11 protein-coding genes are annotated in these 13,983 nt (G+C 56.4%); all 11 read right to left on the reverse strand.

Annotated features, from left to right (window positions below):
* Positions 1 to 25 precede the first annotated feature (25 nt).
* The 11 genes from AC2FH8_RS08810 to AC2FH8_RS08860 all read right to left on the reverse strand — a co-directional run bounded on the left by AC2FH8_RS08810 (position 26) and on the right by AC2FH8_RS08860 (position 13,865).
* The gene (locus AC2FH8_RS08810) at positions 26 to 1,150 is read right to left on the reverse strand and encodes an extracellular solute-binding protein (RefSeq protein ID WP_142636144.1); all 1,125 of its coding nucleotides are present in this window, start codon (positions 1,148 to 1,150) and stop codon (positions 26 to 28) included.
* Between the two features lie 141 nt (positions 1,151 to 1,291).
* A complete protein-coding gene (locus AC2FH8_RS08815; RefSeq protein WP_496689421.1) occupies positions 1,292 to 3,289 on the reverse strand; it encodes a beta-galactosidase in 1,998 nt (665 codons plus the stop codon).
* Positions 3,253 to 4,899: an amino acid ABC transporter permease gene (locus AC2FH8_RS08820; protein ID WP_281995053.1), complete on the reverse strand. Its 1,647-nt coding sequence runs from the start codon at positions 4,897 to 4,899 to the stop codon at positions 3,253 to 3,255. The genes AC2FH8_RS08815 and AC2FH8_RS08820 overlap by 37 nt, the downstream gene beginning before the upstream one ends.
* 65 nt (positions 4,900 to 4,964) lie before the next feature.
* Positions 4,965 to 5,714, reverse strand: coding sequence for a basic amino acid ABC transporter substrate-binding protein (locus AC2FH8_RS08825; RefSeq protein ID WP_142636138.1), 750 nt, complete (start codon positions 5,712 to 5,714; stop codon positions 4,965 to 4,967).
* Positions 5,715 to 5,736: 22 nt separating this feature from the next.
* Positions 5,737 to 6,783, reverse strand: a complete 1,047-nt coding sequence (locus AC2FH8_RS08830; protein WP_271948740.1) for a LacI family DNA-binding transcriptional regulator — start codon at positions 6,781 to 6,783, stop codon at positions 5,737 to 5,739.
* Positions 6,783 to 7,535 (reverse strand): sugar phosphate isomerase/epimerase family protein, encoded by a 753-nt coding sequence (locus AC2FH8_RS08835; RefSeq protein ID WP_496689423.1) that lies wholly within the window; start codon positions 7,533 to 7,535, stop codon positions 6,783 to 6,785. The genes AC2FH8_RS08830 and AC2FH8_RS08835 overlap by 1 nt, the downstream gene beginning before the upstream one ends.
* Positions 7,536 to 7,619: 84 nt before the next feature.
* Entirely contained in the window at positions 7,620 to 8,702 is a 1,083-nt protein-coding gene (locus AC2FH8_RS08840) for an ABC transporter ATP-binding protein (protein ID WP_496689425.1), read from the reverse strand.
* A gap of 3 nt (positions 8,703 to 8,705) precedes the next feature.
* Positions 8,706 to 10,361, reverse strand: coding sequence for an alpha-amylase family glycosyl hydrolase (locus AC2FH8_RS08845; RefSeq protein WP_496689427.1), 1,656 nt, complete (start codon positions 10,359 to 10,361; stop codon positions 8,706 to 8,708).
* 9 nt (positions 10,362 to 10,370) lie between these two features.
* A complete protein-coding gene (locus AC2FH8_RS08850) occupies positions 10,371 to 11,519 on the reverse strand; it encodes a carbohydrate ABC transporter permease (protein ID WP_496689429.1) in 1,149 nt (382 codons plus the stop codon).
* 3 nt (positions 11,520 to 11,522) lie between these two features.
* Positions 11,523 to 12,530 (reverse strand): carbohydrate ABC transporter permease, encoded by a 1,008-nt coding sequence (locus AC2FH8_RS08855; RefSeq protein ID WP_142636127.1) that lies wholly within the window; start codon positions 12,528 to 12,530, stop codon positions 11,523 to 11,525.
* A 66-nt stretch (positions 12,531 to 12,596) separates the two neighbouring features.
* Positions 12,597 to 13,865, reverse strand: a complete 1,269-nt coding sequence (locus AC2FH8_RS08860) for an ABC transporter substrate-binding protein (protein ID WP_142636126.1) — start codon at positions 13,863 to 13,865, stop codon at positions 12,597 to 12,599.
* Positions 13,866 to 13,983: the final 118 nt, after the last annotated feature.

Raw genomic sequence — 13,983 nt, forward strand, 5'->3', positions numbered from 1 at the left:
CGGAGGGCACTTCTTTGAAAAGCTATCAGGCGCTTTTGAACTTGTTGACGAACTCGGTCCGGGTTTCCGCATACCAAGGCGCTTCGGCCGGCCACGGGTTGAGGTTGGCCAGCGAGTCGCCCGGATAGGCTTCGGCGAAGTTCTTCTTGTAGGTGTCGCCCGAATATTGGTCGGCACCCAGAACGGGCGAGTTGTACCCGTGGCTGTCGATCGCAACACCGGCCGGTTTGGCCTGGTAGGCAAAGTCGATGAAGGCATAAATCTGGTCGATATTGGCAGCACCTGTTGGAATTGCCATACCATCAACCCAGGCCATCGCCCCTTCAACCGGAGCCTGATAATGCACAGGCTCACCTGCAGATTTAAGTGCCAGCGGCGGGCCATCCCATGTCTGGCCAACAATCACGCCTTCGTTCAACAGACCGTTCTTCTGTGTGTCGGCGTCGTTCCAGATCAGCTTGATGCGGTTCTTACGTTCGATACACCAATCTGCGATCTGACCCCAAACCTTGCGCATGGTATCTTCGTCGCCATAAGCGGCCCAGACGGAACCGGGCTCCATCTCGCCTGCGCGCTCCATGTACAGGCCTGCGCCCAGCATCATCGAGTGCGCGCGGCCCATGGTTTTACCTGCGTTTGCCTCGGACCAGACATCGCCATAGGACGGTGCATCACCTTCAGGCAGCCACAGGTCAGTCCGATATGCGATGCCTTCGGTGCCCCAGATATGCGGCAACCAGTGCACGCCCGAGTCGGCAAAGTTCCAGGCATCTGTACCAATCGCGGCCATCGCCGGGTTCACCAGATCAATCGGAACCTTGTTCATGTCAAAAGGCTGCAACAGCTCAAGCGGTTCCCACTGCAAAGACCGGTTATTGGTCGGCGACACGATGTCGAAACCCTGACCCTTGGTGGCCTTCATCTTGTTGATGATTTCTTCGTTCGACCCGATACCGGTATAGTTCACCTTGATTCCGGTCAGTGTTTCGAATTCCTGCAAGAATGCTGGTGGCAGGTAATCGGACCACATCAAGATGTTGATCTCACCCGAGGACGCCAGCGCGCTTTTGCTGTAAAGCGGTGCAGCAAGTGCTGCCGCCCCTGCGCTCTTCAAGATAGTACGTCTGGAAAGGTTTTTCCGTTCGGCCATATTCGATTCTCCCATAGTTGGACTTTCAGTCCTATTGTTATGCAATCACAGGCTAGAGGGTTGCTGCAAAGCTGTCAGTCCAAAAGGGACAGTTTGCAGAATTCATAGGTCCAGTTTGCAATCATGTCCGCAAGCTCTGGTTTACTTCCACTTCCAGACTGAGACACCATAGGATGGGATTTCTGAAGTACCAACAATATATTGCCGATTTTCGTCATCCGGCAGAACCTGTGCGGCAGCCCCGAAGTTGAACCCAAAGCCGAGGTCACCCCGCTGTGTAACACGAAGGTCCGGGCCACATTCCCGTATCGGAAGGCCCGCCCATGTCAGCGCTTTAATCAGGATCGCCCGTAGCAACGGCCCGTTTGGGATCATCGCCAGATACATAGCCCGGTCCGATTGCACAATCGCCGGGCTGCCAGCCCTGTAAGCACTTACGAAATGCGCGATTACCTGATTTTCGGTCTCGATGACTTCCCGCCAGCCCTTAAAATCAAAGGTTCCGGTGCTCTCGAGGCTTACGGATTCACCCGCCAGATCCGGCAGGGATTCGACGCGTATGACTTTTATCCCTGCAAGATCGGCCAACTCTCCGGGAGCGAGATTTTCAGGGGTCCACATGTCCACTGTCTTGCTGCCCGCACGGGCACCGATCAGCAATTTGGCCTGGCTGTGGTGCAATCTCTTTGCCAGATCGGGCGAGATGATCATGTTTTGCGGCAATACGATCAATGAATATCCCGTCAGATCATCATCGGGACCAACGAAATCCAGATCGACCCCCAATGCACGCAGGCCAGCATACCAAACCCGGAAAATCCCGGCATTCGGGAATGCGTCGTCATGTGGCAGGATATCTGCAGCCCAGATGGATTCGTAATCCAACAGAATTGCCACAGCTGCCTTCTGCCGGGTGACTTCCGGCAGGGCAGCACGCTCTTTTGCAACCTGCGCCAGTTCCAGCGCGGCCTGATCCGGGCTGCCATCCGATCGCAGAAGCGCCGTGTGGAATTGTTCCTGCGCGAACTTCGCCTGACGCCATCGGAAGAACATTACTGCCTGTGCACCGTGGGCAAAAGCGGCCCACGTCCAAAGCCTGACCATCCCATCCGCTGGTGAGGGGTTTTTTTCGGCCCAGTCCACCGGGCCGGGCTGTTGTTCCAGAACCCACATTCGGCCCCTGCCCTGGCTGCGATACAAATCGCAGTGAAACCCCTGATAATCCGGCGCGCCTGTTCGCAGGTATCGACGTTTGTCTTTATCAGACAGTGACGATCCCAACAGGTTGCCCAGCGGATAGCTGTCAAAACCGACCACATCCAGATCCGCCGCAACAGCGTGATGGTCGAACTCAAAGCTGCCTGCCATGAAATTATGGGTAATATCGCGGCCCGGCGCAAACCTGCGCAGAATATCCGCCTGAGCACGATTGAAATCCCGCACCCGATCCGAAGAATAGCGGGCAAAATCCAGAGCATGGGTCGGGTTCGGGCTGGCCACCAAACTTATGGGCAGTTCGATCTGATCAAAATCGGAATAGAGCGACCCCCAAAACACTGTCCCCCATGTTCGGTTAAGCGCCTCAATCGTGCCATAGCGGTCTTGCAACCATCTGCGAAAACCGGTGCGAGCGGCATTGGAATAGCTCAGAACCGTATCGTGATCGTTATATTCATTGTCGATCTGCCAGGCACAAACAAATGGATTTTCGCCATATCGACGGGCATATTCCGTGGTGATCCGACGGGCCTCGGACAGGTAGATATCGCTGGAAAAACAATAATGTCGGCGCGACCCGAACCCACGCACCCGGCCATCCGGCCCCACTGGCAGGATCTCAGGGCAGTCATCCACTAGCCATTTCGGAGGTGCAGCCGTAGGCGTTGACATCATCACGCGCAAACCGGCATCGCCCAGAATGCCGATCACCTCGTCCAGCCAGCCCCATTCGAACCGGCCTCTTTCCGGCTCGATCAGGCCCCAGGTAAACTCGGCAATCCGAACCCAATCCAGACCCATATCGACCATGCGCTTTGCATCGTCGCGCCACAGCGATTTGTCCCATTGCTCGGGGTAATAGCAAACGCCCAGCTCAAGCCTGCTCATCGGTTTTCCCGTGCGCTGCGGCGTTCGATCCATTTGAGGAAACTAGCGCAACCAAGCGTCACCACGACATAGAGGATCGCCGCTGTGTTGAATGGTGCGAAGGGCAGAAAACTTGAGGCCTGAAACTCGCGCATGCGCTGAGTCATGTCGCGGACTGAAAGGATGGACAGCAATGAGGTATCCTTGATCATCGCGATAAATTCATTGCCCAAAGGTGGCGTCACTATGCGCAATGCCTGGGGCAGGATAATAAGCCGGGCAGTCTGCCAGCGGGACAGCCCAAGCGAGCCGCCTGCTTCGATCTGACCTCGTGGGATGGCCTCGATCCCTGATCGGAAAATCTCGGCCATATAGGCCGAATACCCTATGGAAATGGCGATGATGCCGCGGGTCATGTTGGTCATGTCGATGCCGCCACCTGTCGCATCCTTGACCGCACCGGCAAGCGGCAAGCCGATATAGAGGATGATGACCAGCATTGGAATGCCGCGAATGGTATCGACAAAAAACTCGGCCCCTACAGCCAGCGGATGTAGCTTATGCTGTGCGCCTCCGACCGTCAGTGTCAGAAGCAAAAACCCGAAAACCGCAAAAGTCAGCGCCGGGTTACGAAACTTGTCCGGCAGAAAACTGGATTGCCAGATCACCGGATAGCCCTGCGTATGAACGCCGGCCGGAACAAAAGCACCAGATACGCTGTCGACGGTTGTGATCTGATCCAGCGCAGAGGCGGCATCGGGGGCGCTGCGAATGCGATACTGTTGGCCTTCACCTCCGTCGAACTCTCCGAACCGGATCAAATCCGCCTGGGCCTGCGGCGTACCCCGAACAATGGCAATTCTTGCTTCAGTACTGCCAACCAGAACAAAGCTCACCTTTGGTTGCATAAAAAAGAACGCCGACACGGCCAATAGTGTCAGGCTGATGGACCCATAGACAACGGTTGTCCGAGCTTTGGGCTTGAAGGACTGCAAACCGACCCAGACCAGACCCATAATGGCCGCAAAGATATAGGCAAAGATCGCTGCACGGAACGTTATCGCGACCCCGGTCGCAAATTGCCAATGCGCAAGAAACAACAGGTAAAACAAAACCAGCCCGGTCAGCAGTTCGAGTCCAATCTGAACATAGGCTTTCATGGATCGTGGGAAACGGGCCGTCAGAGGGATCACCGCGACCACCATCGCAAACCCTACCAGCAGGGCCTGTAGTCTCATTTGCACCTTTGCGACGATCTCGGGAAACAAGACCCAAGGTTGCGAAGATCGGTCAATGAACTCAGACGTATTTTCGCTGAGCGCATTAAAGAAGACGGATTCCGCAAAGGGCATCAGCACCTGAGGCTGGAAAAGTCCAAGGATCGCCAACCCGGCCGAGGCCGGGATTGCCAAAACCGCCGCAATCCTCAACCAGTTCGGCGCGATGGTTTGAAACCGGATGCGGCGCGCCGAGAGATAGGCCAATATGGCCACGGCCAGTATCAGAAGAAACCCAACAAAAATGGGCCCCGCATTTTCACCAATCCCCAAAATGGCAACCAATGACCTCAGATATTTCGAGGATGAAGCAAACAGGTAGATGATGAACGGGGCAGCGGCGAGCAAAACAAGATTACTCGGCCGGATCGAGCTTAGGCGGATCATGGCGTCCCTCGGGTTATGCGTGACCCGGCAGGTTTTCCCGCCGGGTCAGAAAGGGTTTCAACGGCTCAATCAGTGCCCCAGTATTTGGCAACCAATGCGTCCATCGTACCGTCAGCCTGAATGGCGGCCAGCCCTTCGTTTATGGCGTCAACGGTTGCGTCACCTTCCTGAAACACAATACCCAGCGGATCAGACTGAAGGCCTGTGATGCCTACAGCCAATTCCCCGGCAAATTCCTGTTCATATGCCGATGCCGAGGTTCCATCAATGATTACCCCCTGTACGTCAGCATTCTGCAACGCCAGGATCGCAGCAGAGAAATTGTCATACAGGCTGACATTCTCGCGTCCCACCAGTTCTTCGGCCAGCTGGGCATTGGTGGTGCCAGTCTGCGCGGCTAGCTTCTGACCACCTGCTTTGAAGTCATCCAACGTCATGTCAGCATTGTCGACCTGCAGCAGGATCGCCTGACTTACAATGATATAAGGCTCGGAAAAATCCATGTTTTCTTCGCGTTCAGGCGTGATCGAGACGCCCGAGATCACGAGGTCGAACTCCCCTTGCTGAAGCGCGGCAAAGATCCCATCCCAGGCTGTATTTACGAAATTCGGGACGCAGTTCACCTTTTCACAGATCGCATTCATGACATCGACATCAAATCCCACAATCTGACCCGTGGACTCATCGACCGTCTCCATGGGCGGATAGGTGGCATCTGTTCCGATCTTAAGTACGCGCCCTTCAAGATCCGCTGCAAACACAGCAGGCGCGGCAAGCGCGGTCAGGGCGGCGGCGGCAAATAGGTTTCTTAACATCTCCGGTTACTCCTTTGTTGGTTCAGGTGTTTAGCGCCGCTTCCGGCGCGACTGTGTCAGGTTGCCGCTCGATCAAAATGGCCCTGATCTTTTTTTGTGTTTCGGACGGGTCAACCCCGTCCAAAGCCTTGAGCATATACTCACCCAGCAATCGACTGGTTTCCTCAATAGGGACGTAATAGGTGCTGGGCGGAGGGACAAAATAACGGCTAAGTTGCAGATCATCGGTCGAGATCACGGTCAGTTCGCGACCGACCTCAACACCCGCCGCATGGGCAGCAGAAAGCACGCCCAGGGTCATGGCTTCGTTCGCGCAGATGATCGCGGTTGGCCTGTCGGATAGCCGCATCAAGGCTTCAAAGGCATTATACCCCGTTCGTGCGGTCGTAGGCCCGCTGAAGATCAGGGCCGGGTCAACGGTCAGACCGGACGCTCTGAACGCCTGGGCATAGCCCGTTCGGCGTTGCGTCGCATAAACCAGGTCATCCGGAGGGTTCACCAGGGCAATCCGGCGATGCCCCAAGGCTAGCAATCGTTGTGTTGCATCGTGACCTGCTGCCTGACTGTCGATATCGACATAGGCATGTGATCTGCCGCTGTCGCTCATACCCATGGTGACAAAGGGGAAACCATTCTGTTGCAGATAGGCAATGCGCGGATCGGCGTGGCGCGTACCCGAGAATATCACCCCGTCCGCCAATCCGTTCTGAACGATTTCCTTCAGCGTCGCCATCGTTCCCTGCAGGCCCGCCACGCTGTGAACGCCAAGTTCATAACGCGACCCTTTCAAAGCCCGCGAAATACCCGCGACAATGCGTGTGAATTCGACACCTTCCCATTCTTCATCTGAATCAGGTGACACGCTGACCAGAACGCCGATGCGATAGGACTTTTTTGTCCGCAGCTTCAGCCCGTCCAGATTGACCCGGTATCCAAGCTGTTCGGCGGCGGACTGAATCTGCTGCCGCGTTTCTTTCTTGACGGTTTCCGCACCACGCAGCGCGTTCGAGACGGTTCCGACAGAAAACCCCGTCTGCTTTGCAATCGACTTGATCGTCGCGCGCGCCACTATGTCACCTCAACGCTGCGCATTCGCATCAACAGGTCATGTCCCGTCTGCAATGTTTGCGCGTGATCGGCAGTTTCGTCATGTTCCACAAAAAGGTCAGCGCAGGGACTGTCAGCCAGAACACGCAGGACCAGAGGCCAGTCCACAACCCCCTGCCCCAGATTTCGCCAGCGCTCGTCGCCTTGTCCGGCCAATGGATCAACGTCTTTAGCATGGACGGAAACGATCCGGTCGGAATAACGGCTCAGCAGTGCAGCGGGGTCAGAAAGCGCCGAATACAGCCAACCGATATCCGGCTGCCATCCAATGGCCTCATGCGACAGGACCATATCCAATGGCGAGCCCTGCCCAAGATCGACAAGGTCAAAATCGTGGTTATGATAGGCAAGGCGCACACCGTCGGCAGACAGGGCATCAGCCCATTTCGCCAACCGGCCCGACACTGCCTTCCACCCCTCGGCGGTGCCGGGCCGAGCCTTGGGCAACAGCCAAGGCATGACCGCCACAGGGCATTCCAAAGCTTCAAGCATTCTAAGAATGTCATCAAACCGTGTTTCAAATTCTTCCCAGTCAAAATGGGCCGATCGAACGGTGAAACCAGCCTGTCTAACCACATTGGTAACCTGCTTGGGGGTAAGATCGTGGAACCCGACCGTTTCAATATCGGTGAACCCGCAGGCACGCACCAAGTCAAGCTGGGCCGCCAAATCCCCAACCTGCCGGACTGTGTATAACTGCGCTGAAACTCGCATTTTCACGGTTCTACCACAAAATGAAACGTTTCAATCAAGTTGAAACAGCATCAGGGGTCTTGTCAAGAACCGTGTTGGAAAGGGTTATTTCCGCATGGAAACCCCCTGATGGAACAAATGAACCTTGTCAGGATTCGCTGAGACCATCACAGTCTTGCCCCGCATATTCTTCTGAACGCCCGGAAGCTTGGCAATAAGGGCATCCGTCCCATTCTCTACCGCGAAGTATAACAGCGTCACCTCGCCCAAAGCCTCGGTAAAGTCTACAACCCCTTCAAGGATTGGGTCGCTGCCCACGGACACAAAATCTTCCGGGCGGACGCCGATATTCACCTGCTTGCCTTCGTCTCCAGCCTCGGTTGGTACCGCTGATATCGCCGTGCCGCCACCGTCCAGCTTGACGACTGTCTGTGCGCCGGTGGCGGTAATGACCCCCGACATCAGGTTCATTGCTGGTGAACCGATGAATTGCGCGACAAACTCATTGTCGGGCGTCTCATATAGTTCCAACGGCGTCCCAACCTGAGCGATCCCTTTGTTGGCCAGCACGACGATCCGACTGGCCAATGTCATCGCTTCGACCTGATCATGGGTGACATAGATCATCGTGCTGTCCGGCATCGCCTCTTTCAGGCGGGCGATTTCGATCCGGGTGGCGACACGCAGCGCCGCGTCCAGGTTCGAAAGCGGTTCGTCGAACAGGTAAACCTTGGGGTCACGAACAATGGCGCGCCCGATTGCGACACGCTGACGCTGACCACCGGATAGCGCTTTGGGCAACCGGTCCAGATAAGGTTCAAGCTGTAGGATGCGGGCCGCCCGATCGACCGCGGCGCCAACTTCAGCCGCCGGCATTTTGGCTATCTTCAGCGCAAAGGCCATGTTTTCGCGAACGGTCATATGCGGGTACAGCGCATAGCTTTGGAACACCATCGCGATACCTCGCTGTGCTGGCGGCACATCGTTCATCACCTGCCCTTCAATCTCGAGCGTTCCGCCCGAGATCTTTTCCAACCCGGCGACCATGCGCAGCAAGGTGGATTTGCCACAGCCCGAAGGCCCGACGAAAACGATCAACTCGCCCCGCTCAATCTCAAGATTGATGTTCTTCAGAACATCCACATTGCCATAGGTTTTGGCGACATCTGTGAGGTTTAGCTCTGACATGGTTTATTCCTCCTCCCTCAACAGCAGGCAGAATTGTGCAGCACCCAGAGACACTGTCCCCGTTCCCGCGACGCCACCCAGCTCTTCTCCGATCACGCGCCAGTTCCCGCCTGGCAAGATTACTTCGGAACGTTCGGTACCGAGGTTAAATGCGCAGAACACCTCTTCCGCTTGATCTTCACGTGTGAAGGTCAGAACGGTCCCGATCTGCGTCATGTTCTTTTGCGCCCCCAACATCAAAGCCGGATGGGCATGGCGGAATGCAATCGCACGACGATAATGGTGAAGCATGGACTTGGGCTCAGCCTCTGATCGGTCCACGGCACGCTCGGCCTGAGGGTCACTGACAGGCAACCAAGGCTTGCCGGTGCTAAAGCCCGATTGTTCATCCTGCGCAGCCCAAACCATCGGCGTCCGGCATCCGTCGCGGCCCTTGAACTCAGGCCAGAATTCGACGCCATACGGGTCTTGCAGATCGTCAAAGGCCACGTCCGCCTCGGGCAGGCCCAACTCTTCGCCTTGATACAAGCAGGCCGAGCCGCGCATGCACATCATCAAAACTGCATGCTGTCTGGCGGCTGCATCGTCCAGACGCCAGCGCGACGCGTGACGTTCCACGTCATGGTTCGAAAATGCCCAGCAAGGCCAGGCATCACCTGCTTTGTCCTCGAGCTGATCAAATACCTGCTGTGCATAGCTGGCAGTCAAAGCGCGCTTTTCAAGGAACTCAAACGCATAGCACATGTGCATGCGCTTATTACCGCTGGTGTATTCGCCCATTATCTCAAGCCCACGCTGTGCGTCGCCCACCTCGCCCAGACAGGCGCGACCTTCATATTGATCGGTCAGGGCCCGCAGGCGTTCCAGAAAGGCAATGTTCTCGGGCTGGCTTTTGGAGAACAGGTGGTCCTGATGGTTATACGGGTTTACCATCGGCGCGATTGAGGCATTGCGCTGATCGACGGGCAGGGCAGGATTATCTCGCAACTGTTTGTCGTGGAAATAGAAGTTGATTGTATCCAGACGAAACCCATCGACACCCAGATCAAGCCAGAACCTGGCAACATCCAGCAAGGCGTCTTGCACATCCGGACAGTGAAAGTTCAGATCCGGCTGCGAGGTGAGGAAGTTGTGCAAATAATACTGCAAACGTCGCGAGTCCCACTGCCAGGCCGAGCCCCCGAAAATCGACAACCAGTTGTTCGGGGGCGTACCGTCCGGTTTTGGATCGGCCCAGACATACCAATCGGATTTGGCGTTTTCACGGCTGGCGCGGCTTTCGCTGAACCAAGGGTGCTGGTCTGACGTGTGCGACAGAACCAGATCAATCATCACCTTCAACCCCTGGGCATGGGCGTGATCCAGCAGGTCCCGAAAATCCTCCATCGTGCCGAACATCGGATCAACATCGCGATAGTCGCTGACGTCATATCCGAAATCCTTCATCGGAGATTTGAAGAAGGGCGAAATCCAGATCGCATCAACGCCCAGAGAGGCAATGTACCCCAATCGCTGGGTGATGCCTTTCAGGTCTCCGATCCCGTCACCATTGCTGTCCTGAAAGCTGCGCGGATAGATCTGATAGATGACGCCACCACGCCACCAGTCAGCGGCCACCTTGGTTGCATTGGAAAGTTCTGCTGTGTTCTGCACGTTCATCAGACGCCTCTATTTGACCGACCCGGCCAGCAGACCACGGACCAGGTATTTTTGCATTGCGAAGAAAACAGCCAACGGCACAGCGATCGAGACGAACGCCGCCGTGGCAAGGATTTCCCAGTTTCCACCCCGCGTTCCAAGCAGCTCGACAATCCGGTTTGTCATCACTGTGGTCTGGCCGGACGCATCGATTAGGAACACTTTGGCAACCAACAGATCATTCCAAGTCCAGAGAAATTGGAAGATGGCAAAAGACGCCAATGCCGGAAAGCTGAGTGGCAGGATCAGTTTGGTAAAGATCTGGAACTCGGTCGCGCCGTCTACACGTGCGTTTTCGATCAGATCGCGCGGCAGCCCGGCCATGTAGTTGCGCAACAGGTAGATGGCCAATGGCATCCCGAACCCGGTATGGGCCATCCAGACGCCCAGATAGCCTTTCTCAATTCCGATGCTCAGGTGAAATTTCAGCAGTGGGATCAGTGCCAGTTGCAGCGGCACCACCAACAGGCCAACAACCGCGGCGATTAACAGTGCCCGACCTGGGAAATCCATCCAAGCCAGCGCATAAGCGGCAAAGGCGGCTACTAGGATCGGAATGATCGTCGCCGGTATCGTGACCGTCAGCGTGTTGAAAAACGCCCGCCCCATACTGTCGGTGCTGTCTTCAGCAAGCAGGACCTTGTGGTAATTGGCCAGGGTGAACTCGGGAGGCAGTTCCGCCGTCACAAAGACGCGCGTGCCGCGACTGCCGGTGAACTCTTCGGTGTTTTCCATCCGGTATTTGCCGTCGGCATCCACCGTGATCGTGCCACCCTTGCGCAGCTCTGCCGTGTCACCGGGTACAAAATCATCAATCGCCCGGGAACTGGTGCCCCATTTTGAGATCGCCGCCTGTGTGCCCGCCTCGAACAGGTTGCCTTCGATCACGTAAACGCCATTCTCCAGCACCTGAGTTTCAGGTGCTGCAGCGCGCAGGGTCAGGTTCTGCTCGGATGGGAACAACGACCGCCACCAGCCGCTTGTGGCAATCTGGTCGGCAGTACGAAAGGATGAGATCAACAGCCCCAGCGTCGGCACCACCCAGAGCACGACCAGTAAAAGAACCGAGGCATGGACAGCCCAGCGAAGGGCGGGTTTGGTTCCTGCTATTTCGCTCATGGCCTACTCCATCTCTTTGCGCGCATTGCGCACATTCCAGACAAGGATCGGTGCCACCAGCAGCATGATCACCATGGCCGAAGCCGAGCCCACGCCCCAGTCATTGGTGCGGAACAGCTTGTCATACATGTAATTGGCCAGAACCTGCGTTTCCCACTGGCCGTTTGTCATGGCAAACACGATGTCAAAGACCTTGAGCACGGTGATGGTGATCGTGGTCCAGACCACCAGGATGGTGGTCTTGATCTGCGGCACCTTGATACGGAAGAAAATCTGGAACGGATTGGCCCCATCCAGAATGGCAGCTTCGATGGTTTCCTCGGGAATGCCGCGCAGGGCGGCTGACAGGATGACCATGGCAAAACCAGTCTGAATCCAGACCAGCACAACCATAAGAAAAAAGCTGTTCCAGAAGGGGATGGTCAACCATGTCTGCGGCTCGACCCCTCCGAAAAAGATGTAAAGCGCGTTCAGCATCCCGATCTGGTCCTGCTCAACCGGACGGGTGTCATAGACCAGCTTCCAGATCACCGAGGCCCCCACGAACGAGATGGCCATCGGCATGAAAATCAGAGACTTGGCGATGTTGCCCCAGCGGATGCGGTCGGTCAGCTGAGCCACCAATAGGCCAAACGCTGTCGACATTGCAGGCACCACGATCAGCCATAACATGTTGTTGCGCATGGCTTCCCAAAACTTGGGCTCCTTGGCCATCTGGATATAGTTGTCCAGCCCGACCCATTTGTAGCCGCCGCCTGGGACACGATCAGTCAGTGACAGGCGTAGGGTTTCGACAACCGGATAGGCCAGATACAAGCCCAAAGCAGCCAGCGCTGGGAACAGAAACAACCAAGGCCGGATCATGTTCGCGCGGTTGATATTCCGGCCAGCATTCGGCCCCCGAGGCGGGAACAGAACTTTGTCCAGAAACTGATTGGATAGATAGAAGTAGCCCACGCAACCTGACACGCCGATGGCGATGGTCAGCAGGCCTTGAAATGCCGGGTGCATGCCGCTCTCCCTTGCGACGATAGGTTCGGGCAACCCGGCAGAGCGGGTTGCCCAATCTCAGACGCTTTAGTCCAGCGCGTCCCACGAGGATTGGATTTCGTCGGCGACGTCCTGGGCAGGTGTTCCGCCCGTATAGTCGACCATACCAGTCCAGAAGGTGCCTGCACCCACGCCGCCCGGCATCAGGTCAGAACCGTCAAACCGGAACGTCGTTGCACCAAGAAGAATGTCGTTCATCTTCTTCAGCGTTGGGTCTGAGAAGACCGAGGTATCGACGCCTTTGTGCGGCGTCAGGAACCCGGTCAGAGCCATCCAGGCTTCATGCGCCTCGGGTGTCTCCAGGTATTTCATCAGCGCATGCGCGCCCGGGCTGTCATTGGTGATTGCCCAAACTGTTCCGGCCCCAAGGACCGGGCTGCCGAGATCCTTACCTTCATAGGCCGGGAAATAGAAGAAATCGGCATCCTCGCCCACAACCGTGCCTTCAGGGAAGAAGGCCGGAATGAACGAAGCCTGACGGTGCATGTAGCATTGCGGAGGCGAGCTGAACATGCCCTTCGGGCTGTCACGAAAGTCAGTCGTTGCGACCGCGCCGGCTCCGCCGGCCACGTAATCATCGTTGCGCGCAAACGCTCCGAATTCTTCAATCGCGGCGACAACCTTAGGATCGTTAAATTTCAATTTGTTGGCGACCCAGGCGTCATAATCTTCGGGCGGCAACGTGCGCAGCATCATGTCTTCAACCCAGTCAGTCGCTGGCCAACCTGTCGCTCCGCCGGAACCCAGCCCGATGCACCATGGCGTTTCGCCATCTGCAACGATCTGATCGGACAGCGCCTTGAGCTCTTCCATCGTAGTCGGAATCTCATAACCGGCATCTTCGAAGTTTTCCGGCACGAACCAAACCAGCGACTTCACGTCGACCTTGTAGAAGAAGCCATATAGGTGATCCTGCCCGTCCGGACCTTGGTAGGTTCCCAGATCCACCCAGGACTGACCAGCCGCATAGTTGTCGCGAATCCAATCCGCGGTTCCTTCACTCAGGGGAGTCAGGAAACCCGCCTTGGCCATATCTGACGCCAGACCGGGCTGAGGGAACACTGCTACGTTGGGCGCCGATCCGGCTTCGGCATCAATTCTGATTTGCTGCTCAAAGCTGTCCGAGCCGACATAGCTGTACTCATGCCCGGTCGCCGCCGCGAACCCATCCAGAACCTTTTCGACATTCTCTTGGTCCGGCCCCAGCCACGGGCCGAATACGGTAACCTTGTCGGCCTGTGCGACGCCCCCGATCAGGGTAAATGCGGCGACGCCAGCATAAAGCGAGTGTTTCATGAATTTCTCCTCCCAACGATATCTCGCGCCTTTGGTCTCAAATATCCAAAGCGCTTTGGCTGGAGTGAGTTTATGCGCTAACAGCCTTCACCTGTCAACGATTGCTTTGCGAAGGCCC

It is taken from the genome of Ruegeria sp. CDSC025, from assembly GCF_059610805.1.

What these genes read in the sequence shown, in the direction of transcription:
- AC2FH8_RS08810 (WP_142636144.1), bottom strand. Translation starts at nt 1,150, where the DNA reads ATGGCCGAACGGAAAAACCTTTCCAGACGTACTATCTTGAAGAGCGCA.
- AC2FH8_RS08815 (WP_496689421.1), bottom strand. Translation starts at nt 3,289, where the DNA reads ATGGATCGAACGCCGCAGCGCACGGGAAAACCGATGAGCAGGCTTGAG.
- AC2FH8_RS08820 (WP_281995053.1), bottom strand. Translation starts at nt 4,899, where the DNA reads ATGATCCGCCTAAGCTCGATCCGGCCGAGTAATCTTGTTTTGCTCGCC.
- AC2FH8_RS08825 (WP_142636138.1), bottom strand. Translation starts at nt 5,714, where the DNA reads ATGTTAAGAAACCTATTTGCCGCCGCCGCCCTGACCGCGCTTGCCGCG.
- AC2FH8_RS08835 (WP_496689423.1), bottom strand. Translation starts at nt 7,535, where the DNA reads ATGCGAGTTTCAGCGCAGTTATACACAGTCCGGCAGGTTGGGGATTTG.
- AC2FH8_RS08840 (WP_496689425.1), bottom strand. Translation starts at nt 8,702, where the DNA reads ATGTCAGAGCTAAACCTCACAGATGTCGCCAAAACCTATGGCAATGTG.
- AC2FH8_RS08845 (WP_496689427.1), bottom strand. Translation starts at nt 10,361, where the DNA reads ATGAACGTGCAGAACACAGCAGAACTTTCCAATGCAACCAAGGTGGCC.
- AC2FH8_RS08850 (WP_496689429.1), bottom strand. Translation starts at nt 11,519, where the DNA reads ATGAGCGAAATAGCAGGAACCAAACCCGCCCTTCGCTGGGCTGTCCAT.
- AC2FH8_RS08855 (WP_142636127.1), bottom strand. Translation starts at nt 12,530, where the DNA reads ATGCACCCGGCATTTCAAGGCCTGCTGACCATCGCCATCGGCGTGTCA.
- AC2FH8_RS08860 (WP_142636126.1), bottom strand. Translation starts at nt 13,865, where the DNA reads ATGAAACACTCGCTTTATGCTGGCGTCGCCGCATTTACCCTGATCGGG.